The following is a 20,106-nucleotide window of genomic DNA, read 5'->3' on the forward strand; positions in this document are numbered from 1 at the left end:
GTGAGCGGGCACAAGGGCAGGGCGGGGCGCGCGGCGGCGTTGGCGCTGATCGCCGTCGTCACCGCCTGGGCGGCCTGGCCGGGGTTGAGGACGGCTGCGCCGGCCGGCTTCGTTGCGCCGCAGCCGTTCGCCGCTGCTGCATCGGCCGGCGTGCAAGCTACACCGCGCCTCGTCTCCGCGATCGTGAACGAGGCGGAGCCGCCGCGGGTGCACGCCGCCTCGATCGCGGCACTGCCCGACGGTCGCTTGTTTGCCACCTGGTTCGGCGGCGAGCGCGAGGGCGGCACCGAGGTGAAGATCTACGGCGCCTTCCGCGCTCCCGGAGCAGTGGCGTGGGAGACGCAGCAGGTGATCGCCTCGCCCGAACAGACCTCGGCCGATGTCGGTCGCCTGGTGCGCAAGATGGGCAATCCGCTCGCTTTCGTGACGCCGGCGGGCGAACTGTGGGTGGTCTACGTCAGCGTGACCATGGGTGGCTGGGCGACCAGTCATCTCAACCTGCTGCGCTCGCCCGACCTCGGTCGCAGCTGGCTGCCGGCGCAGCGCCTGGTGGCGTCGCCCTTCCTCAACCTGTCCACGCTGGTGAAGGGCTACCCGGTATCCTTCGACAACGGCGACATCGGCCTGCCGGTGTATCACGAGATGGCGGGCAAGTTTGCCGAACTGCTGGTGCTGTCGGCCGGCGGCGAGGTCAGGCGCAAGCAGCGTATCGACCACGGCCGCCGTTCGCTGCAGCCGGTGGTATTGGTCCAGGACGCGCAGCGTGCGGTGGCGCTGATGCGCTACGGCGGCGAGCAGGCGCCGTTCCGTGCCTGGCGCTCGGAAACCGCCGATGGCGGGCGCAGCTGGTCGGCGGTCGAGGCGACCGACCTCGCCAATCCGAATTCGGCGCTGGCGGCCCTGCGGCTGGAGGATGGCCGTCTGCTGGCGGTGGCCAACGACACCGACGACGAGCGTCTGCGCCTGTCGCTGCTGGTGAGCGCGGACGAGGGCCGTCACTGGCGGGTGATCCACCGCTTCGAGGACAAGCAGGCGCTGGCCGGGAAAGAGCTCGACGAACCCGTGTTCCGTGCGCTGCTCGAGCAGGACGTCGACGCGCTCGGCGCCGCGCCGGCGCGTGAGGTCATCGTCCGCAATACCGAGCGCAACCTGTGCCGCGGCAACGGTCCCTGCGGCTGGCAGTACGACTATCCCTATCTGGTCCGCGCGGCGGACGGCGACTTCCACCTTGTCTACACCTGGAACCGTTCCTTCGTGCGGCATCTGCAGTTCAACCGCGCCTGGCTGGAGGGCAAACTGTGATGGGGTCGATACTCGCGACCGGCGCCTGGGCGCTGGCATTGACGCTGTGCGTGCCGCGTCTGCGCGGCCGGCCGGTGCGGGCCCTGGTGGCCGTGGGCGTAGCAGTCGCGCTGCTGCATCTGCCTCTGGCGGGGACGACGCTTCTGGCCGCGCTGCGCGGCCTGTTCGCCGAGCCGGCGCTCACCACCATCGTGGTGCTCGCGGCCTTGCTGCTGACGCGGGTTGGGGGCGCGGTCCGTTTCGATGGCCTCGAGCGCAGTCTGGTGGCGGTGCTGGCAGTGGCGGTCGGCTTGGCGTTCTACCCGCCCGCGCTGGGGCTTGGTCCCGTCGACCCCTATGCCTGGGGATATGGTGGCGCACTGCTGCCGCTGGTCGTCGGCGGCGTGGCGATGCTGGCCTGCGTTGGCCGCTGCCCGGTGATCGCGCTGGCCCTTGTCGCCGCGCTGGTCGGCTGGCGCCTGCACTGGCTCGCCTCGCCCAATCTGTGGGACTACCTGATCGATCCGCTGCTGGTGCTCGGCGCCTTGCTGGCGCTGCTGGGCGCTGCGGCAAGGTCCGCATACCGGGCGATGCGCAGACCGGCGGCGGCGAGGTCGGTGGCGAAGGCCTCGGAAGCCAGATAGGCGAGTTCGGCCTCCCGCGGCGTGGTCAGGCTGTCGCAGGCAAGCAGGGCAGCGTCCACCCGGCCGGGATGAACGTGTACCAGCGGGCGGGGGCCTAGGCCGGCGAGGAAGCGGCGCATCTTGGCAGCAAAGGGTTGGGGCGATGCGAAGTCGTGCAGCCCCGAGAAACCGTCGTTGGCCGGCAGGCCGGCCTTGCGCAGCAGGCGGCGCAGCGGCAGGCCCAGTGCGCTGATGAACAGCGCCTTCGGTGTCGCCACGCCGCGCTTCAGGCAGCGTGCCGGTGCTTCGACACAATCGCGTATCCAGACGCGGCCATGCGGGTAGCGGCGCAGCACTTCATCGATCACCGCCTCGCGGACTCCGGCTAGCAGATGCACATGCTGATGGCCATCCACGTAATCGGGCGGTGCGCCCCAGGCATCCTCGAAGGCGTCGAGCTGGGCGCGCAGTTCGTCGCGCACGGCCGCTCGCGGCAGGCGTCCCGCCAAGGCCTGCTTGAGGATGCTGCCTAGCGGCGGCAGGCGGCCGTCACCCGCCAGCCCCGCCGCCTTGGTCGCCGCCGGATGGTCGGTCAGGGTCAGGTGCAGGCCGACATCGGCGGGCTGGCGGGCGACGACGGCCTGCAGTTCGGGCGCGGCGCGGCACCAGTCGGGCAGGGTGCTCATCGCGCTGGTGGCCGACAGGCGACCGTCGGCGATCAGTTCGGTGATCGCCGTGCTGACACCCGGCGCCAGACCGTAGTCGTCGGCACAGACCAGAATGGGGCGAAGCGGAAAAAACGCTGTCATGGCAAATGCTTGTAACGAGTTCGCCGTCAACGCACCAGTGGGGTGCGCCGTTTACGCGGAATCCCTCCTAGCAGAGTTTTTCGCGAGTTCTGGCATCGTGTCCCGTCCCGATCTTCAACAAGCCCTGGCCACTGCCGCCAGCCTGCCGGCCGCCTCCGGGCGCACCCGGATCCCTGTGCTTTCCGTGGTCATCCCGCTGTACAACGAGAGTGGCTCGCTCGGTCTGCTGCACCAGCGTCTCAGCGCGGCGCTGGACACCTTGCCGCTGGAGGTAGGCCGCCGCGAGCTGGTCTTCGTCGACGATGGCAGCCGCGATACCACTTTCGCCGAGGTCGGGATGCTGCGCGCGCAGGACGCCAATGTGAAGGCGATCCGCTTCGCGCGCAATTTCGGCAAGGAGGCTGCGATGGCTGCCGGCCTGCGTGCGGCCAGTGGCGACGTGGTGGTCCTGATGGATGGCGACCTGCAGCATCCGCCCGAACTCATTGCGGAGATGGTCACGCACTGGCAGCAGGGGGCGAGCATGGTGACGGCGGTGCGCCGCTCGCGCGACACCGATCCGTGGCTGCGCCGCCAGCTGTCGCGCGCCTTCTACAGCCTCTTCAAGCGCGTGTCGGAAGTGGCGCTGGCCGAAGGCGGCGGCGACTTCCGCCTGTTCGATCGTGCCGTGGTGGATGCGATCAACAGCCTGCCCGAGCGCACCCGCTTTATGAAAGGCATCACCAGCTGGGTGGGCTTCCGCCAGGTCGAGGTGGATTTCGAACCGGAGGAGCGTGCGGCTGGCGCATCGGCGTGGTCGATGCTGCGGCTGCTGCGCTATGCGGTGGATGGCCTGTCCACCTTCAGCACGCTGCCGCTGCGGGTATGGTCACTGGTCGGGCTGGTGATGGCGGCGATTTCCGGGCTGTACGGCGGCTGGCTGGTGGTTCGCACGGCGATCTGGGGCATCGACGTGCCCGGCTACGCCTCCATCATGGTGGCGGTGCTGTTCCTGTCGGGGATACAGCTGATCAGCCTGGGCGTGCTCGGCGAGTACGTGGGACGCATCTTCACCGAGGTCAAGGCGCGCCCCCTGTACCTGGTTGCCGAACGCATCGGTTTCGAGCGCCAGGAGCCGCAGGCGTGAGCCGTACGGGAGAAGCGAGCGCCGGCGGCCTCGCCCCGGCGCGGCAGACGTTCGCGTTGTCGTCGCGCTGGGCTTTCCGCCTGGCCCTTTGCCTGCTGGCGGCCACCGGCGTCTACATCCTGCTGAGCTATGGGCAGCACGGCATCAGCAACGACGAGGAGGTGCAGCACGTCTACGGCCGTCTGCTGGTCGACTTCTACGCGTCCGGCTTTGCCGATCGTAGCGCCTTCGCTTACAAGAACCTCTACCTGTACGGTGGCCTGTTCGACCTGATTGCGGCGGCGTTGGAACGTGTCGTACCGATGAACGTGTGGGATCTGCGCCATCTGCTGTCGGCCGCTTTCGGCTTGGCCGGCATGGCCGGCACCTGGTTGCTGGCGCGCAGGCTGGCGGGGAGGGGGCATCTGGGTGACGCCGGGCTGGCAGAGTGGGCCGGCCTTGCCGCGCTGGTGCTGCTGCTCGTCACTGGGGCCTGGTCGGGGGCGATGTTCACGCATACCAAGGACGTGCCCTTCGCCACCGCCATGGTGTGGGCGCTTTATTTCACTGTGCGTGTGGTGCCGGCCCTGCCGCGTCCGCCACTTGCCGAGGTAATGGGGCTGGGCGTGAGCTTCGGGTGCGCCTTCGGCCTGCGCGTCGGCGCGGTGTTCGCGGTCTTCTATCTGGGCGTCGCGATGCTGGTCGCTGCCTGGCAGGCCGCCGACAACGGTCGGGCGCGCGCCGCCTTCCTGCTGCGCGCCATTGCCGCCTTGTGGCCGGCGATTGCCGTTGCGGTGGCGCTGATGGCGGTGTTCTGGCCATGGTCGGTGCTGGCGCCGGGCAACCTCTACACGGCGATGACGACCTTCTCCCATTTCGCCTTCCAGCTCGACACCATCCTCGATGGCGTGGTCATGAAGAACGGCGAAGTGCCTGCCAGCTACCTGTCGCGCTACCTGCTGGTGCGGCTGCCCGAACTTTTCCTGCTTGCTCTTGCGCTCGCTGGCCTGGCCGGCCTGCGGGCCTTGCCGCAACTCGGCAGCTCGGCAGCGGCGCGCCGATCGGCCTTGCCCTGGTTGCCGGCGGTGCTGGCCGCGAGCTTTCCGCTTGCCTATACCGTGCTGGCCGCGCCGCCGTTGTACAACGGCATCCGCCACTTCACCTTCCTGCTGCCACCGCTGGCGGCACTGGGCGGGGTCGGCCTGGCTGCAGCCTGGCTGCGCGCCGCGCGTTGGCCGCGCGGGCGGGTGCTGGCCGCTGCCGGTTGCATGCTGCTGGCCGTTGGCCACCTCGTCACGCTGGCTCGCCTGCATCCCTACGAGTACCTTGCATACAACGGCTTCACCGGTGGCCTGCGCGGCACCGTCGAGCGCTGGGAGCAGGATTACTGGGGACTCAGCCTGCGCGAACTCACTGGCCAGTTGGAGGCCTTCGTCAGCCACGAAGGCACGCCGCCGCGCCGCTACCTGGTGGCGGTGTGCGCCGAGTCGCTGCAGGCTGCGGCTTGGCTGGACGAACGCTTTACCGTCACGCGCGACTGGCGGGCAGCCGACTTCTTCCTTTCGCCGACCCATATGGACTGCCACACGGCTGTGAGGGGCAGCGTCATCGGGGAGGTGGTGCGCGATGGCGTCACCCTGGGCCTGATGCGCGACCGGCGCATGCTGGTAGGCGAGGAGCGGACGCCGCGATGAGCACGCATCACCTTTCGCGTTTCCTGTGTTTCGCTGTCGTGGGCGCGGTCGGAACGGTGGCCCACTATGCGCTGCTGCTGGCGCTGGTCGAAGTCGCCGGGGTCGATCCGGTGATTGGCTCGGTTGCCGGTTTCGTGCTCGGTGCTCTGGTGAACTACGGGTTGAATCGCTCCCTGGTGTTCGGTTCCGACCGAGCCCATGTCGAGGCGCTGCCGCGCTTTTTCGCCATTGCCGGCATGGGGCTGGTGTGGAATGCGCTGCTGATGCACCTGTTCGTCGACGTGTTCGGGCTGCACTACCTGCTGGCCCAGATCATCACCACCGCGCTGTTGCTGTTGTGGCACTACGGCGGCAATGCGCTGTGGACCTTCGGCAAGCGCTCGTCGGCCGGCCGTTGAGCTGGGGAAATCGGGGCTCCATGAAAAACGCCCCGCCGGAGCGCTTCCGGCGGGGCGTTCTGTCCTGGGTGTGATGCTCAGACGTTGAACAGGAAGTTCATCACGTCGCCGTCCTTGACCACGTATTCCTTGCCTTCGGCGCGCATCTTGCCCGCTTCCTTGGCGCCAGCCTCGCCCTTGAAGGCGATGAAGTCCTCGAAGGCGATGGTCTGGGCGCGGATGAAGCCGCGTTCGAAGTCGGTGTGGATCACGCCGGCGGCCTGAGGGGCGGTGTCGCCGACATGGATGGTCCAGGCGCGCACTTCCTTCACGCCGGCGGTGAAGTAGGTCTGCAGGCCGAGCAGCTTGTAGCCGGCGCGGATCAGGCGGTCGAGGCCGGGCTCTTCCAGGCCCATGGACTCGAGGAAATCCTTCTTGTCGGCGTCGTCGAGGTCGGCGATCTCGGCCTCGATCGCGGCGCACAGCGCCACCACCTGGGCGCCTTCGGCGGCGGCGTGGGCGCGCACCGCGTCGAGATGCGGATTGTTCTCGAAGCCGTCTTCGGCGACGTTGGCGGCGTACAGCACCGGCTTGGCGGTGATCAGGCAGAAGGGCTTGAGCGCGGCCCATTCTTCCTTGGACAGATCGAGCGCACGCACCGGTTTGGCTTCGTTGAGCTGGGCGAGGCACTTCTCCAGCACCGCGACCAGGATCTTGGCTTCCTTGTCGCCGGATGCGGCGGGGCGCTTGTAGCGGTTGATCGCCTTGTCCACCGTGGCCATGTCGGCGAGCGCGAGTTCGGTGTCGATGACCTCGATGTCGCGGATCGGGTCGACGCTGCCGGAGACGTGCACCACGTTGTCGTCGGCGAAGCAGCGCACCACGTGCACGATGGCGTCGGTCTCGCGGATGTTGGCGAGGAACTGGTTGCCGAGGCCTTCACCCTTGGAGGCGCCGGCGACCAGGCCGGCGATGTCGACGAATTCGACGATGGCGGGCTGGATCTTCTGCGGCTTGACGATCTCGGACAGCGCGGCGAGGCGCGGGTCCGGCACCTCGACGATGCCGACATTGGGTTCGATCGTGCAGAAGGGGTAGTTCGCCGCTTCGATGCCGGCCTTGGTGAGGGCGTTGAACAGGGTCGACTTGCCGACGTTGGGCAGGCCGACGATTCCGCATTTCAGGCTCATGGCTGGGATTCGTCCTTGGGTTTGTCGGTTGCGGCCGGCGCTTTCGGGGGCTTGGGCGGTTTGGGCGGGGCGGGGCGGGCGTTGAGCCGTTGGGTGGCGCTGTTCCAGTCGCCCTTGGCCAGCGTGGGCCAGGCGGCGAGCGCGCGGTCGAGGCTGTCGTCGATCAGCGTCTGTTCCTCGCGGCGTGCCGGCTTGAGCACGAAGTTCACCACCTCGTTGCGATCGCCCGGGTGGCCGATGCCGATGCGCAGGCGCCAGTAGTCGTTGGTGCCGAGGTGGGCGGAGGTGTCCTTGAGACCGTTGTGGCCGCCGAGGCCGCCGCCGAATTTCAGCCGCAACTGGCCGGGCGGAATGTCGAGCTCGTCGTGCACCACCAAAATCTCGGCCGGTTCGATGCGGTAGAAGCGGGCGAGTGCGCCGATGGCCTGGCCGGAGCGGTTCATGTAGGTCTGCGGCATCAGCAGCCAGACCCCGGCTTCGCGCGCGTTGGCGACCAGGCCGTGAAATCGGGATTCGTGCGAGAAGCGTGCGCCGAGCTTGTCGGCGAGCCGCTCACAAAACCAAAACCCGGCGTTGTGCCGGGTTTCGGTGTATTCGGCGCCCGGATTGCCGAGACCGACGACGAGACGCGGAGGGCGCGAGGGCGCGGCGCTCATCGGGTGTCGGTCTCAGGCATGCGGGCGGGAAGCCGGCCTCAGGCCGCTTCGCCTTCGCCTTCGGCAGCAGCCGCGCCACGGGTGGTCTGGGCGGAAGCCACGACCGGGTCGCCTTCGCCGTGGTGGACGGCTTCGACGCCAGCCGGCAACTTGAGCTGGGAGATGTGGATCGACTGGCCGGCCTCGAGCGCGCCGAGGTCGACTTCGATGAACTCGGGCAGCGAGGACGGCAGGCATTCCACGTCGAGTTCGGTCATGACGTGGGCGATGATGTTGCCGCCGGTCTTGACGGCCGGGCTGGTTTCGCCGTTCACGAAGTGCAGCGGCACCTTCAGGTGCAGCTTCTGCGCGGCGTCGACGCGCTGGAAGTCGATGTGCAGCACTTGCTGCTTGTAGGCGTGCCACTGGGTGTCGCGCAGCACCACGGTTTCCTTGGTGCCTTCGACCTTGATCGACAGCACGGAAGCGTGGAAGGCTTCCTTGCGCAGCAGGTGATACAGCTCGTTGTGGTCGAGCGTGATCGGCAGGGCGTCCTTGCCGGCACCATAGATGATGCCCGGCACCTGGGCGGCGCGACGCAGGCGGCGGCTCGCACTCGATCCCTGTCCTTCGCGCTTGGTAGCGTTGAATTCGATGGTCATGTTGAAACTCCTGGTTGAAGAACCTTCGCCCGCGACCAGGCGAAGATGAAAAAACCGCGGCAGGCCGCGGTCGAATCCTTTATTCCATGAACAGCGAGGAAACCGATTCCTCGTTGCTGATGCGCAGTACCGTGTCGGCCAGCAGCGAGGCGACCGAGATCTGGCGGATGCGCGGAGAGGCCTTGGCATCGTCGCGCAGCGGGATGGTATCGGTCACCACCAGCTCGTCGAGCTCGGAGTCGTTGAGACGCGACACCGCGGCGCCGGACAGTACCGCGTGGGTACAGTAGGCGAGCACGCGTTTGGCGCCGTGTTCCTTGAGCGCGCTGGCAGCCTTGCACAGCGTGCCGGCGGTATCGACGATGTCGTCCATGATGACGCAGGTGCGGCCCTGGACTTCGCCGATGATGTTCATCACTTCGGAAACGTTGGCCTTGGGCCGGCGCTTGTCGATGATGGCCAGGTCGCACTCGAGGCGCTTGGCGAAAGCACGGGCGCGGACCACCCCGCCGACGTCGGGCGACACCACCATCAGGTCGTCGTACTTCTGCTTGTCGAGGTCGGCCAGCAGCACCGGCGCGGCATAGACGTTGTCGACCGGGATGTCGAAGAAGCCCTGGATCTGGTCGGCGTGCAGGTCCATCGTCAGCACGCGCTGAACGCCCACGGCCTGCAGCATGTTGGCGACCACCTTGGCCGTGATCGGCACTCGCGCCGAGCGCGGGCGGCGATCCTGGCGGGCGTAGCCGAAGTAGGGGATGGCGGCGGTGATGCGGCCGGCCGAGGCGCGCTTGAGCGCATCGACGAGCACCAGGAGCTCCATCAGGTTCTCGTTGGTCGGGGCGCAGGTCGGCTGCAGGATGAAGACGTCCTTGCCGCGGACGTTTTCGAGCAGTTCGACGTTGACCTCACCGTCGGAGAAGCGGCCCACCGTGACCGAACCGAGGGAGATGCCCAGGCGCCGGGAAACGTCGGCGGCGAGCTTGGGGTTGGCGTTGCCGGTGAAGACCATCAGGCTGCCGTATGGCATGACCGAATCTCCGATGCCGATAGAATGAAAAAGCGTTCAAAAACGACTCGGGCAGGCCTGTGGCCTGCCCGTCGTTATTTGGCTGGGGAGGAAGGATTCGAACCCTCGAATGCCGGAATCAAAATCCGGTGCCTTAACCGACTTGGCGACTCCCCAAAAACCGTTTCGCATGCTCAAGCGAGCCAACCGTACAACGGATGCCGCGCCAGGCTTTTTGCCTTCCAGGCCTTCCAGCGTGTCGGGCAGAGGCTGACGATTTCGTCGGCTTCGTCTTCTGAAGCCACCTCGGCAAACACGCAGGCGCCAGAGCCGGTCATCCGTGCTGGGGCATATTGCGCCAGCCAGTCGATCACTTTCCCTACTTCCGGGTAACGGCTGCAGGCTACTGCTTGCAAGTCGTTTCGGGTAAGGCTCGCTGCGAAGTCCGCTATTCTGATTGGAGCGGTATTCCGAGTCAACTCCTTCGCGGAAAAAATTTCAGCGGTCGGCACGCCGACCTCGGGTGACAGGATCACGTAAGTGGCGGCGGGCAGGTCGAGTGGCTGGAAATTCTCGCCGACACCTTCGGCAAAGGCGTCCCGGCCGTAGATGAAAAAGGGCACGTCGGCGCCCAGCCCGAGTCCGAGTTCCTGCAGGGCAGTGCGCGACTGGCCGGTGTTCCACAGCCGGTTGAGCGCCATCAGCGTTGTGGCGGCGTCGGAGCTGCCGCCGCCCACGCCGCCGCCCATCGGCAGGGTCTTGTGCAGCGTGATGTCGGCGCCGAGGCGGCAAGCCGTCGCGGCCTGCAGTCGCCGCGCCGCGCGTACCACCAGATCCTGCTCGGGTGGGATGCCGGGGACGTCGTTGATGCGATGGATCTCGCCGTCGTCGCGGCAATGGAAGTCGAGGCGATCGCCCCAGTCGAGCAGCCGGAAGGCGGTTTGCAGCAGATGGAAACCGTCGTCGCGGCGGCCGACGACGTGCAGGAAAAGGTTGAGCTTGGCGGGGGCCGGGCAGTCGGTGAGCGATGCCGGTGTGGTCACTGCTGGGTGGTCCATTGGTCGATGATCAGGCGGATGCGGGCGTCGCCGCGGGAAACGTCGAGTCTGCGTGGCAGGGCCGAGGCGGCCGCGCCGGGGTGATACTCGAGATACTCGATGCGCCAGCCCTGGTCGATCACCAGCGCCGGGCGGCCGTCGGCGTCCACATCGCGGATCTCGGCCCCGCTGGGCGGCGCAGCCTGCACCCAGTAGGCGAGCCGTGCCACGGGCAGGGAGATGCCCAGCAGCTCCGGCAGTAGGGCGTCGGCGCTGTCGGCATGGAAGACCTTGCCGTCGCCGGTCAGCAGTTCGGCACCATGGAGCGAACTCTCCAGCCGGGCAGCGATCTGGCCGAGTGGCGTGTAGAGCGTCACCTCGTCGCGCACGGCATCGTGGCGCCATTCGATCTGGCCGTTGGCGCCGCGATCGCCGTCCGATGCGGACATGCGGCCTTCGAGGTCGAAGCGCTGGCTGGCCTGGCGGTCGACCGCGTTCGTGGCATGCTGCTGCGTGGTGAGGGTGCCGCAGCCGGCGAGCAGCAGCACGGAGCACAGCAGGGCCGCCAGCCAGTGCTTCGCGGGCTGGGCCTGCGCCAGTGAGCAGGCTGTCATGGTTTGCGCACGCGGTCGGCGGTGTCGCGCAGCACGCTGTTGTCGGGATGGGCGGCGAGTGCCTCGTCGAATACGCGATTGGCGTCGTCGCGTCGATCCAGTGCCCACAACACCTCGCCCAGATGTGCGGCGATCTCAGGGTCGGGGCGGATGCCGTAGGCGCGTTCGAGGACCACGACCGCATCGGGGGCGCGACCCTGGCGGAAGCGCACCCAGCCCATGCTGTCGAGGATGAACGGGTCGTCGGGCGAAATCTCGAGCGCGCGTGCGATCAGCTTCTCGGCTTCGTCGAGCCGTTGGCCGCGATCGGCCAGCGAATAGCCGAGCGCGTTGTAGGCGTGGGCGTGGTCGGGCGCGAGTGCGATCAGCTTGCGCAGTCGGCCTTCCATGATTTCCATGCGGTCGAGGCGCTCGGCGAGCATGGCCGATTCGTAGAGCAGGTCGGTGTCGTCGGGCGCGCGGCGCAGCGCCTGATCGACCACCTGCATGGCTTCCTCGCTGCGATTGGCCTCGCGCAGCAGCTGCGCCTCGGCGAGGATGAAGCGGCGGTTGGCGTCTTCGTCGTCCGCTTCTGCACTCAGGATCCTGCGTGCCTCGTCGAGCTTGCCTTCGCGGGCGAAGCTCTGGGCGAGCCGCAGGCGTGCCTCGGTGTAGTGGCGGCCGGGGGTAATACCCTCGTACCAGCTACGGGCGCGCTCGCCTTCGCCGCGCTTGTCGGCGAGCTGGCCGAGGCTGAGGCGGATGGCGTCGGCTTCAGGGTGATCGGCTTCGAGCGCACGCTTGAACAGCTGCTCGGCACCGGCGTCATCGTCGAGTTGCTGCGCCAGCAGGGCGTTGGCATAGATCAGGTCGCGGTCTTCGGGCGCTGCATCGAGCAGCCGGCGGAATTCATCGCGGGCGGCCTCGAACTGGCGTGCGCTCACCAGGGCGCGTGCATGCGCCAGACGGAGGTTGCGGCTGTCCGGCCGGCGTTCCAGATGCTGGCCCAGGAGTCTTATCGCCTCCTGGGTGGCGCCGCCCTGCAGCAGCAGTTGGGCCTTGAACACGATGGCCGGCTCCCAGTCGGCCTGGAGCGCGAGCGCGGCATCGATGCCGGCGAGTGCTTCCAGTGTGTTGTCGGCCATGACCGCAGCCTGGGCGCGGGCGAAATGCGCTTCGGGATGGTCGAGGTAGGGCTCGGTGAGCCGCTGCACCAGGTGCCGGGCGAGCTGCTTGTCCTGGATGCGGCTGAGGGCGCGGTTCAGGCCCATCAGGTTCGGCCCCAGGTGGGCGGGGTTCTGCGCCAGCGCGCGGGCGAGCTGGATCTGGACGTCTTCCAGCCGGCTGTCACGACCGGCGGAGACGCCGGCCAGGATGCGGCGGGCCTCGTCGGAATCGGGCGAGAGCTCCGCCCACAGCTGGGCCGCTTGCGTTGCGGCATCGATATCGCGCGAGAACAGGGCGATCTCGGTGGCGCGCTTGGCGATGCGCGGATCGCGCGTGCTGCGGGCGAGTTCGAGGTAGAGCTGGGTGGACAGGCCGATCTGACCGCGCGCGCCGGCGATCTCGGCCAGCAGGAATTGATAGAGCGTGCGCGCCGTCAACTCCTGCCCGGGCAGTTGCTCGGCCGGGGGGTCGGCAGCCAGCGCGGACGGCGACACGCCCGCGCCTAGCGTGAGTGTCGCCGCAATGCCGATGGCGAGTTGGGTGAGCGTGCGTTTCATGAGCGTGATCCGGTGGACGCCAGGAAGCGGCCGGTGGCGGCCAGGCTGGGGATGTCCGCTATTGGAGGGGTGATCTAGAATTCGGTTCGCCTCATGGTAGGCACTTTGCCCCGTCGCCGGCAAGAGAGCTGCCGGCCGGGCAGCACAGGAGTCCCGATGCCAGAACTGCCAGAAGTCGAAACCACCTGCCGTGGCGTGCGTCCGCATGTCGAAGGCAAGGTGCTCAGCGCTGTCAGCGTGCGCAATCCACGCCTGCGCCTGCCGGTGCCGGAAGCGCTGGCCGAGCGGACGGTGGGCGAAACCCTGCGTGCGGTGTCGCGGCGGGCGAAGTACCTGCTGCTCGATTTCGACGCGGGCGGCATGGTGATCCACCTCGGCATGTCGGGCAGCTTGCGGGTGATAGATCCCGGGCTGCCGCCCGACAAGCACGATCATCTGGATCTGGTTTTCGGCGACTGCGCGCTGCGCCTGCGCGATCCCCGCCGTTTCGGCCTGGTGCTGTGGCAGCCGGGCCCGGCGATCGCCCATCCCATGCTGGCCGGGCTGGGGCCGGAGCCGCTGGGCGAGGGCTTCGACGCCGCCTACTGGCTGGCCGCCACCCGCGGTCTGAAGGCGCCGATCAAGCATGTGCTGATGGATGGCCGGCGGGTGGTGGGGGTGGGCAATATCTACGCCTCGGAGAGTCTGTTCCGCGCCCGCATCCATCCGCTCGAGCCCGCCGGCGCGCTTGGGCCGCGCCGCTGTGCCCGGCTGGTGGAGGCCGTGCGCGACACCCTGCGCGATGCGATTGCTGCCGGCGGCAGCACGCTGCGCGATTTCGTCGGCGGCGACGGCCGCCCCGGCTACTTCCAGCAGCAGTACTTCGCATACGACCGCGAGGGCGAGCCCTGCCGGGTGTGTGGTACGCCCATCCGCCGTTTCGTGAGCGGACAGCGTGCGACCTACTTCTGCCCGGCGTGCCAGCGCCGTAGTTGAACCCGCCTTGATCGGCCGTAGCGCGACCGCGGTGCGGGTGCGTTCGTCCGGCGGCAGCTGCCGGTTGTCCCGTATCGTGCCGTGGGCATGGAAGCCAAACCCGAACGGCGCTATGCTGCCGGTGTTAGTCAGTCGTGAAGTTTGTCACGCGTTCGGGGATGATATGAGCATGAACCTGGTCGATCAGTTTTCCGCCTATAGCCGTTGGCGTGCCGGAGCGAGCGAATCCATCGGGCGCCTGCGGTCGTGGCTGACGCGCAATGAGGTAGGTGATGCGCAGGCCGACCTGCGGCTGCAATACCTGCTCGACCGCCTGCGCGACGACAAGCTCACGGTGGCCTTCGTGGCCGAGTTCTCGCGCGGCAAGTCCGAGCTGATCAACGCGATCTTCTTTTCCGACTACGGCGACCGCATCCTGCCGTCCAGCGCCGGCCGTACAACCATGTGTCCGACCGAGCTGCAATGGCACGCGGGTGCGGAGCCGGAGCTCCGGCTGCTGCCTATCCGCAGCCGTACGCTGCAGGCTCCGGTGAGCGAACTCAAGCGTTATCCCGAGCAGTGGGCTGTCACGCCCTTGCGCGCGGATTCCGCTGCGGCCCTGCAGGCTGCGCTGGCGCGGGTCGGCGAGACCGAGCGGGTGACGCAGGACGAGGCCGATGCGCTCGGATTCAAGGTCGATCCCAAGGGCGAGGACGGGCTCAAGCCCGGCGCCGACGGTCTGATCGAAATCCCGAGCTGGCGTCACGCGGTGATCCAGTTCCCCCATCCCTTGCTCGAACAGGGACTGGTGGTGCTCGATACGCCGGGCCTCAATGCGATCGGCGCCGAACCCGAACTCACACTGTCCATGCTGCCCAACGCCCATGCGGTGCTGTTCATCCTGGCGGCGGACACCGGCGTCACCCAGAGCGATCTGGCGATATGGCGCAATTACGTCCATGTCGGCCCCGGTCGGCAGAAGGGGCGGCTGGTTGTGCTCAACAAGATCGACGGGTTGTGGGATGGCCTGCGCGACGAAGCCAGCATCGACGCCGAGATCGCACGCCAGGCAGGAAGCGTGGCGGAAACCCTTGAGATCGACGCCGGCGCGGTTTTTCCCGTGTCGGCGCAGAAGGGCCTGGTGGCGCGCGTCACGCGCGATGCCGCGCTGCTCGAACGCAGCCGCCTGCCGGCGCTGGAACGTGCGCTGACCGAAGACCTGCTGCCGACCAAGCAGGAAATCGTGCGCGACAATACCCTGGGCGAAACGGACGACCTCGTCGCCCGGACCCGCGACCTGCTGCTGGCCCGTCTCGGCGGCGTGCGCGAGCAGCTGCAGGAACTCACCGACCTGCGCGGCAAGAATCAGAGCGTCATCGAGTACATGATGCGCAAGATCCGCGCCGAAAAGGACGAGTTCGAGCAGGGGCTGCAGAAGTATTACGCGGTGCGTTCGGTATTCTCGACCATGACCAACAGCCTGCTGGCCCATCTCGGCCTGGACGCGCTGCGCGACGAAACCCGCCGCACCCGCGAGGCGATGCTGGAATCGACTTTCTCCCGTGGCCTGCGAGAGGCAATGGAGGGCTTTTTCGCCCATCTGCGCGCCAATCTGCAGCGCTCCACCACCGACATCCAGGAGATCAGCCGCATGCTGGACGCGATGTACAAGCGTTTCAGCGTCGAGCACGGTCTCAAGCTCAATGCGCCGGAAGCTTTCTCCACGGTGCGCTACGAGCAGGAACTCGATCGCCTCGAGAAGAGCTTCAATCGCCAGATCAACACCACGCTGACCCTGGTGACCACGGAAAAGCACACGCTCACGCAGAAGTTCTTCGAAACGGTCGCTGTGCAGGCACGGCGAACCTTCGAGCTGGCCAATCGAGACGTCGAGCAATGGCTGCGCGCGGTGATGTCGCCGCTGGAAACCCAGGTGCGCGAGTACCAGCTGCAGTTGAAGCGCCGGCTCGAGAGCGTGAAGCGCATACACCAGGCGACCGATACCTTGGAGGACAGGGTGGACGAGCTGAAGCAGGCAGAAGCCGGCGTGCAGACGCTGCTCGACGAACTCGCGGCCCTGGAGCAGGGGATTGCGCAGGCACTTGGCGTCGAGGTCGCGTCGGTGGGCGAGGCCAACGCCGCAGCCAGCCGGGTCGCCTGAACGATTCGGCCGGCGGGACCGGCAGCAAAAAGGGCGGGCCTCGCGGCTCGCCCTTTTTTAATCCCACGCCCGGCATGGCCGGGGGAGCGTCAGCTCTTGACTGCGCTCAGCTTCTGGAATTTCGCCATCAGCTGTTCCTTGGTTTCGCTGTGGTCGGGGTCGAGCGGGATACAGTCGACCGGGCAGACCTGCTGGCATTGCGGTTCGTCGAAGTGGCCGACGCACTCGGTGCACTTGTTCGGGTCGATCTGGTAGATCTCATCGCCCTGGGAAATGGCGCCGTTGGGGCATTCGGGTTCACAGACGTCGCAGTTGATGCATTCGTCGGTAATCATCAAAGACATGGTTGTCGCTTCCTTGCTATCGCTTTGAACTCACTTTCTGCTGCAGACGTGCCAGCACCGCCGGCTGCACGAATTTGCTCACATCGCCGCCGAAGCGGGCGATTTCCCTGACCATCGTCGCAGAGATGAACATGTATTCCTCCGCCGGCGTGAGGAATACCGTTTCGACGTCCGGAAAGAGCTTCCGGTTCATGCCCGCCATCTGGAACTCGTACTCGAAGTCCGACACCGCGCGCAGGCCGCGCAGGATCACACGGCCGTTGTTTGCGCGCAAGAAATCCATCAGCAGGCCGTCGAAGCCGAGCACCTTGACGTTGGGGAAAGGCTTGAGCACGTCCTGGGCAATGGCCACCCTTTCGTCCAGAGAAAAAATCGGTGCCTTCCCCCGGCTCTCGGCCACCGCCACGATGACCTGGTCGAACAGCAGCGAGGCGCGCCGAACGAGATCCTCGTGGCCGCGGGTGAACGGGTCGAAGGTGCCCGGGTAGATCGCCACCCCATCCCTCATTCCTGCTCCCTTTGCATTAGGTGGTAATGAACCAGGCCGGCGCGACCCTGCTTGATCGTCCGCCATGCGCCCAGTCGGCTGACCGGCGCTTCCGACTCCGCGTAGAGCCAGCCGTCCGGTTCGAGAACCCGGTCCAGCAAGGGTTCCACGCGCTCGAGCCAGCCTTGGTTGTAGGGCGGGTCGAGAAACACCACATCAAACTTGTGCGGAGTGTTCTGGAGGAATCTTAACGCATCGCCGCGAACGATCTCTACCTGCGCCGCTTGCAGGGTCTTTGCGGCCTTGTGCAGCGCATCGAGCGCACGCGGATTCTGCTCCACCAGAGCGACACTCGCTGCGCCGCGAGAGGCGGATTCGAGGCCGAGTATGCCGGTGCCGGCGAACAGGTCCAGGCAGTGCAGGCCGTCGAGATCCTGCCCGAGCCAGTTGAACAGGGTTTCACGCACGCGGTCGGGCGTGGGGCGCAGGCCGGGAACGTCGGCCACGTCGAGCAGGCGGGAGCGCCACTGCCCGCCGACGATGCGTACCCGGCTCACTGCGCGCTCGTCGGCTTGGCCTGGGCGTCGCCGTCGCCGCCGGCAACCACCGTCACCAGGTGTTCGGCGCGAATGCGGCGCGCGAACGCGTCGCGGACCTGTTCCGCCGTGACCGCGGCAACCTGGCGCGGATAGCTGTCCAGCCAGTCGAGCGGCAGCCGGTAGAAGCCGATCATCGCGACGTGGTCGAGGATCTTGCGGTTGGAATCCAGCCGCAGGCCGAAACCGTTGATCAGATTGTCCTTGGCGCTCTTCAGTTCGGCAGCGGTGGGGCCGTCGGCGATGAAGCCGGCGAGCGTGCGGCGCACCACACCGAGCGCTTCCTCTACCTGGCTGCCACGCGTCTGCAGGCCGATCTGGAACATGCCGGCGACCTGCTGCGGGATGAAGTAGCTGTACACGCTGTAGGCGAAGCCGCGCTTTTCCCGCACTTCGGCGGTCAGGCGCGAGACGAAGCCGCCGCCGCCCAGCGTGTAGTTGCCGACCAGCAGCGGGAAGTAGTCGGGATCCTGGCGGGCCAGGCCGGGTTGGCCAATGAGGATATGGGCCTGGGCGGAAGGATGCGGGATGCGGATGTCGGCCGCCGCCGGCATCGCGGGGGCGGGCAGTGGGGTCGGGGCCGCAGCGCGTGGCAGGGCTTCGGTGAGGCGGATCGCGATCTGCTCGGCGGTGGCGCGGTCGAGGTCGCCGACGATGGCGATGGAGGCGTTGTTGGCGGTGTAGCGGCTGCGGTGGAAGGCGACGATGTCGTCGCGGGTGATCGCGGCCAGCGATTCCGGCGTGACGTTGGCGCCGTAAGGGTGGTCGGCATAGACGGCTGCGTTGAGGCGGCGCGCCGCGAGCGTGGCGGGGCGTGTAAGCGATTCGCGCAGGCCGGCGATGGCGCGTGCGCGCTCGCGTTCGAGTACCTCGGCCGGGAAAGCGGGGTGGGCCAGCAGGTCGGCCGCGAGCGTCACCGCGGCGTCGCGCTCCGTGGGCGAGGACAGGCTGCGTATCGAGAGGCTGCTGCGGTCGAGTTCCGTGCCGCCGCCGATCTGTGCGCCGATGTCGGCGCTGCGGTCGGCGATCGCCTGTTCGTCCAGGGTCGCGGTGCCGGCGTCGAGCAGGCCGCGGGCGAGACCGGCGAGGCCGGCGCGCCCGGCCGGGTCGGTGGCGCTGCCGGCAGCGAAGTCGATCTGCAGGTCGATCATCGGCAGGGCGTGGTTTTCGACGAAGAGCACGCGCGCGCCCGCGGCCGTATTCCATTGCTCGATCTTCGGTCCCGCTTCGGCCGCGCCGGTGACAGCCAGCAACAGCGCACCGAGCGCGACGAGGGCGCCGAGCGGCGCGAAGGGGCTTGGGTTCTTGGTTCTCATGGGCGTCCGGAACTCAATGGCGCAGGGTGGCGGCCGCGGGGCGCGGCGCCTGCGCCTGCATGGGTAGCGGGAGGAGGCGGGATGTGGTCAGGGTGTCGTCGCCGAAGTAGCGCTGGGCGACCGCACGCACTTCCTCGGCGGTGACCTGGCGCAGGCCCTCGAGCAGCGCGTCGTCGTCGCGCCAGGACAGGTTGGAGGCTTCGAGAAAGCCGATTTCCATCGCCTGCCCCATCAGCGAATCGCGCTTGTAGACCTGCGCGGCGACAGCCTGCGTCTTGACGCGGGCGAGTTCGGCCTCGCTCACGCCTTCGTCCCGAATGCGCTGCAACTCGGCGCGCAGGGCGGCTTCGAGTTCGTCCATGCTCTTGCCGGGGGCCGGCACGCCGTCGAGATAGAACAGCGCCGGGCCGCGACCGGTGGCGTCGTAGCCGGCGCCGGCCGAAACCGCGAGGCGGCTGTCGCGCACGAGGCGGCGGGTGAGGCGGGCGCCGTCGTAACCGTCGAGGATCGCGGCCAGCACCTGCAGCGCATAGGCGTCGCGGTCGGCTGCCGGCCTGCGCAGCGCGGGCGCCTGCCAGGCGAGTGCAAGGTAGGGCAGCTCGGCCGGCGCCTTCACGCTGGCGCCGCGGGCGCCGCGCTGGGCCGGTTCGCTGGAAATCCTGCGCTCGGGCAGCGGACGTGCGGGGATCGCGCCGTAATGCTCCTTGGCCTGGCGGAACACCGCCTGGTGGGAAACGTCGCCGACGACGACCAGATAGGCGTTGTTGGGCGCGTACCAGCGCTTGTACCAGGTGCGTGCGTCGGCGGCGGTCATGCTGTCGAGGTCGGTCATCCAGCCGATCACCGGCCGGCGATAGGGGTGGGCCTGGAAGGCGCTTGCCATCAGCTGCTCGTGCACCAGCGCGCGCGGTTGGTCATCGGTGCGCAGCCGCCGTTCTTCCTTCACCACGTCGACCTCGCGCGCGAACTCCTCGTCGGTGATGACGAGATTGATCATGCGGTCGGCTTCCAGTGCCATCACATCGCCGAGGTGGGCGGGCGGCACTTGCTGGAAGTAGGCTGTGTAGTCCTTGCTGGTGAAGGCGTTGTCGCGGCCGCCGATGGCGGCGACGCGCTTGTTGAATTCGCCGGGGCCGACCTTCTTCGTGCCTTTGAACATCATGTGTTCGAGCACATGGGCGACACCGGACACGCCGTCCGGCTCGTCCATCGAGCCGCTGCGATACCACACCATGTGGACGACGGACGGCGCGCGGCGGTCTTCCTTGACGATGACCTTCATGCCGTTGGCGAGGGTGGTCTCGTAGGTGGCGGCCTGCGGGCCGGGATTGGCGTGGGCGGCGCTGCCGAAGGCGAGTGCGGCGATGAACAGCAGGGGGCGCGGAAAGGTGAGCCGAAACATGGAGATGTCCTGCATCTGATAGAATTCGCGGCGCTTTTCGAGAGCGGGCGCTGCCCGCCCTTTCGGGGAGCCGCATCTTAGCCTTATCCGGATCGTCGTGCCCGAGT

General features: G+C 67.7%; 19 protein-coding genes and 1 tRNA gene. 6 read left to right on the plus strand and 14 right to left on the minus strand.

Annotated elements, in window-relative coordinates; genetic code table 11:
• Positions 1–1,302 (plus strand): exo-alpha-sialidase, encoded by a 1,302-nt coding sequence (locus CJ010_RS04670; RefSeq protein ID WP_168224904.1) that lies wholly within the window; start codon positions 1–3, stop codon positions 1,300–1,302.
• Between the two features lie 490 nt (positions 1,303–1,792).
• Here CJ010_RS04670 and CJ010_RS04675 read toward each other — a convergent pair whose 3' ends face one another.
• On the minus strand, positions 1,793–2,713 hold the full coding sequence (locus CJ010_RS04675) for a ChbG/HpnK family deacetylase (protein ID WP_141016960.1): 921 nt from the start codon (positions 2,711–2,713) through the stop codon (positions 1,793–1,795).
• A gap of 97 nt (positions 2,714–2,810) precedes the next feature.
• Between CJ010_RS04675 and CJ010_RS04680 the strand changes: the two genes are divergently transcribed.
• Genes CJ010_RS04680 through CJ010_RS04690 form a run of 3 tightly spaced genes read left to right on the plus strand, consistent with a single transcriptional unit; the run spans position 2,811 to position 5,910 of the window.
• The gene (locus CJ010_RS04680; protein WP_141016961.1) at positions 2,811–3,839 is read left to right on the plus strand and encodes a glycosyltransferase family 2 protein; all 1,029 of its coding nucleotides are present in this window, start codon (positions 2,811–2,813) and stop codon (positions 3,837–3,839) included.
• Entirely contained in the window at positions 3,836–5,512 is a 1,677-nt protein-coding gene (locus tag CJ010_RS04685; protein WP_371415687.1) for a hypothetical protein, read from the plus strand. The genes CJ010_RS04680 and CJ010_RS04685 overlap by 4 nt, the downstream gene beginning before the upstream one ends.
• On the plus strand, positions 5,509–5,910 hold the full coding sequence (locus tag CJ010_RS04690) for a GtrA family protein (protein ID WP_141016962.1): 402 nt from the start codon (positions 5,509–5,511) through the stop codon (positions 5,908–5,910). Before CJ010_RS04685 ends, CJ010_RS04690 begins: the two co-directional genes overlap by 4 nt.
• Positions 5,911–5,987: 77 nt before the next feature.
• Here the strand turns inward: CJ010_RS04690 and ychF are convergent, their stop codons facing one another.
• The 8 genes from ychF to CJ010_RS04730 all read right to left on the minus strand — a co-directional run bounded on the left by ychF (position 5,988) and on the right by CJ010_RS04730 (position 12,739).
• Positions 5,988–7,079: a redox-regulated ATPase YchF gene (ychF, locus tag CJ010_RS04695; RefSeq protein ID WP_141016963.1), complete on the minus strand. Its 1,092-nt coding sequence runs from the start codon at positions 7,077–7,079 to the stop codon at positions 5,988–5,990.
• On the minus strand, positions 7,076–7,735 hold the full coding sequence (gene pth, locus CJ010_RS04700; protein WP_141016964.1) for an aminoacyl-tRNA hydrolase: 660 nt from the start codon (positions 7,733–7,735) through the stop codon (positions 7,076–7,078). The genes ychF and pth overlap by 4 nt, the downstream gene beginning before the upstream one ends.
• A gap of 38 nt (positions 7,736–7,773) precedes the next feature.
• On the minus strand, positions 7,774–8,376 hold the full coding sequence (locus CJ010_RS04705; RefSeq protein WP_141016965.1) for a 50S ribosomal protein L25/general stress protein Ctc: 603 nt from the start codon (positions 8,374–8,376) through the stop codon (positions 7,774–7,776).
• Positions 8,377–8,455: 79 nt separating this feature from the next.
• Positions 8,456–9,406, minus strand: coding sequence for a ribose-phosphate pyrophosphokinase (locus CJ010_RS04710; protein ID WP_141016966.1), 951 nt, complete (start codon positions 9,404–9,406; stop codon positions 8,456–8,458).
• Between the two features lie 79 nt (positions 9,407–9,485).
• Positions 9,486–9,562 (minus strand) — tRNA-Gln (locus tag CJ010_RS04715).
• Between the two features lie 17 nt (positions 9,563–9,579).
• A complete protein-coding gene (gene ispE / locus CJ010_RS04720) occupies positions 9,580–10,443 on the minus strand; it encodes a 4-(cytidine 5'-diphospho)-2-C-methyl-D-erythritol kinase (protein ID WP_141016967.1) in 864 nt (287 codons plus the stop codon).
• Positions 10,425–11,036, minus strand: a complete 612-nt coding sequence (gene lolB, locus CJ010_RS04725) for a lipoprotein insertase outer membrane protein LolB (protein ID WP_141016968.1) — start codon at positions 11,034–11,036, stop codon at positions 10,425–10,427. Before lolB ends, ispE begins: the two co-directional genes overlap by 19 nt.
• Positions 11,033–12,739, minus strand: a complete 1,707-nt coding sequence (locus tag CJ010_RS04730; protein WP_141016969.1) for a tetratricopeptide repeat protein — start codon at positions 12,737–12,739, stop codon at positions 11,033–11,035. The genes lolB and CJ010_RS04730 overlap by 4 nt, the downstream gene beginning before the upstream one ends.
• Before the next feature lie 156 nt (positions 12,740–12,895).
• On the opposite strand from CJ010_RS04730, the gene mutM reads away from it, so the two are divergent.
• Positions 12,896–13,714: a bifunctional DNA-formamidopyrimidine glycosylase/DNA-(apurinic or apyrimidinic site) lyase gene (gene mutM / locus CJ010_RS04735; protein ID WP_141016970.1), complete on the plus strand. Its 819-nt coding sequence runs from the start codon at positions 12,896–12,898 to the stop codon at positions 13,712–13,714.
• Positions 13,715–13,883: 169 nt separating this feature from the next.
• Entirely contained in the window at positions 13,884–15,854 is a 1,971-nt protein-coding gene (locus tag CJ010_RS04740; protein ID WP_141016971.1) for a dynamin family protein, read from the plus strand.
• Positions 15,855–15,943: 89 nt separating this feature from the next.
• On the opposite strand, the gene CJ010_RS04745 is transcribed toward CJ010_RS04740, so the two are convergent.
• The 5 genes from CJ010_RS04745 to CJ010_RS04765 are packed head-to-tail and all read right to left on the minus strand — an operon-like array spanning position 15,944 to position 19,999.
• The gene (locus tag CJ010_RS04745; RefSeq protein WP_141016972.1) at positions 15,944–16,198 is read right to left on the minus strand and encodes a YfhL family 4Fe-4S dicluster ferredoxin; all 255 of its coding nucleotides are present in this window, start codon (positions 16,196–16,198) and stop codon (positions 15,944–15,946) included.
• A gap of 16 nt (positions 16,199–16,214) precedes the next feature.
• Positions 16,215–16,706, minus strand: a complete 492-nt coding sequence (gene coaD / locus CJ010_RS04750; protein WP_141016973.1) for a pantetheine-phosphate adenylyltransferase — start codon at positions 16,704–16,706, stop codon at positions 16,215–16,217.
• Entirely contained in the window at positions 16,703–17,242 is a 540-nt protein-coding gene (rsmD, locus tag CJ010_RS04755; protein WP_141016974.1) for a 16S rRNA (guanine(966)-N(2))-methyltransferase RsmD, read from the minus strand. Before rsmD ends, coaD begins: the two co-directional genes overlap by 4 nt.
• On the minus strand, positions 17,239–18,597 hold the full coding sequence (locus tag CJ010_RS04760; protein ID WP_141016975.1) for a pitrilysin family protein: 1,359 nt from the start codon (positions 18,595–18,597) through the stop codon (positions 17,239–17,241). Before CJ010_RS04760 ends, rsmD begins: the two co-directional genes overlap by 4 nt.
• A gap of 13 nt (positions 18,598–18,610) precedes the next feature.
• The gene (locus CJ010_RS04765) at positions 18,611–19,999 is read right to left on the minus strand and encodes a pitrilysin family protein (RefSeq protein WP_141016976.1); all 1,389 of its coding nucleotides are present in this window, start codon (positions 19,997–19,999) and stop codon (positions 18,611–18,613) included.
• Positions 20,000–20,106: the final 107 nt, after the last annotated feature.

This window comes from Azoarcus sp. DD4, from assembly GCF_006496635.1.
Classification (GTDB): Bacteria; Pseudomonadota; Gammaproteobacteria; order Burkholderiales; family Rhodocyclaceae; genus Azoarcus.

Excerpts from the sequence above, each read along its gene's own strand:
- CJ010_RS04675 (WP_141016960.1), bottom strand. The coding sequence starts at position 2,713 with ATGACAGCGTTTTTTCCGCTTCGCCCCATTCTGGTCTGTGCCGACGAC.
- CJ010_RS04690 (WP_141016962.1), top strand. The coding sequence starts at position 5,509 with ATGAGCACGCATCACCTTTCGCGTTTCCTGTGTTTCGCTGTCGTGGGC.
- ychF (WP_141016963.1), bottom strand. The coding sequence starts at position 7,079 with ATGAGCCTGAAATGCGGAATCGTCGGCCTGCCCAACGTCGGCAAGTCG.
- pth (WP_141016964.1), bottom strand. The coding sequence starts at position 7,735 with ATGAGCGCCGCGCCCTCGCGCCCTCCGCGTCTCGTCGTCGGTCTCGGC.
- CJ010_RS04705 (WP_141016965.1), bottom strand. The coding sequence starts at position 8,376 with ATGACCATCGAATTCAACGCTACCAAGCGCGAAGGACAGGGATCGAGT.
- CJ010_RS04710 (WP_141016966.1), bottom strand. The coding sequence starts at position 9,406 with ATGCCATACGGCAGCCTGATGGTCTTCACCGGCAACGCCAACCCCAAG.
- ispE (WP_141016967.1), bottom strand. The coding sequence starts at position 10,443 with ATGGACCACCCAGCAGTGACCACACCGGCATCGCTCACCGACTGCCCG.
- lolB (WP_141016968.1), bottom strand. The coding sequence starts at position 11,036 with ATGACAGCCTGCTCACTGGCGCAGGCCCAGCCCGCGAAGCACTGGCTG.
- CJ010_RS04730 (WP_141016969.1), bottom strand. The coding sequence starts at position 12,739 with ATGAAACGCACGCTCACCCAACTCGCCATCGGCATTGCGGCGACACTC.
- mutM (WP_141016970.1), top strand. The coding sequence starts at position 12,896 with ATGCCAGAACTGCCAGAAGTCGAAACCACCTGCCGTGGCGTGCGTCCG.
- CJ010_RS04740 (WP_141016971.1), top strand. The coding sequence starts at position 13,884 with ATGAACCTGGTCGATCAGTTTTCCGCCTATAGCCGTTGGCGTGCCGGA.
- CJ010_RS04745 (WP_141016972.1), bottom strand. The coding sequence starts at position 16,198 with ATGTCTTTGATGATTACCGACGAATGCATCAACTGCGACGTCTGTGAA.
- coaD (WP_141016973.1), bottom strand. The coding sequence starts at position 16,706 with ATGAGGGATGGGGTGGCGATCTACCCGGGCACCTTCGACCCGTTCACC.
- CJ010_RS04760 (WP_141016975.1), bottom strand. The coding sequence starts at position 18,597 with ATGAGAACCAAGAACCCAAGCCCCTTCGCGCCGCTCGGCGCCCTCGTC.
- CJ010_RS04765 (WP_141016976.1), bottom strand. The coding sequence starts at position 19,999 with ATGTTTCGGCTCACCTTTCCGCGCCCCCTGCTGTTCATCGCCGCACTC.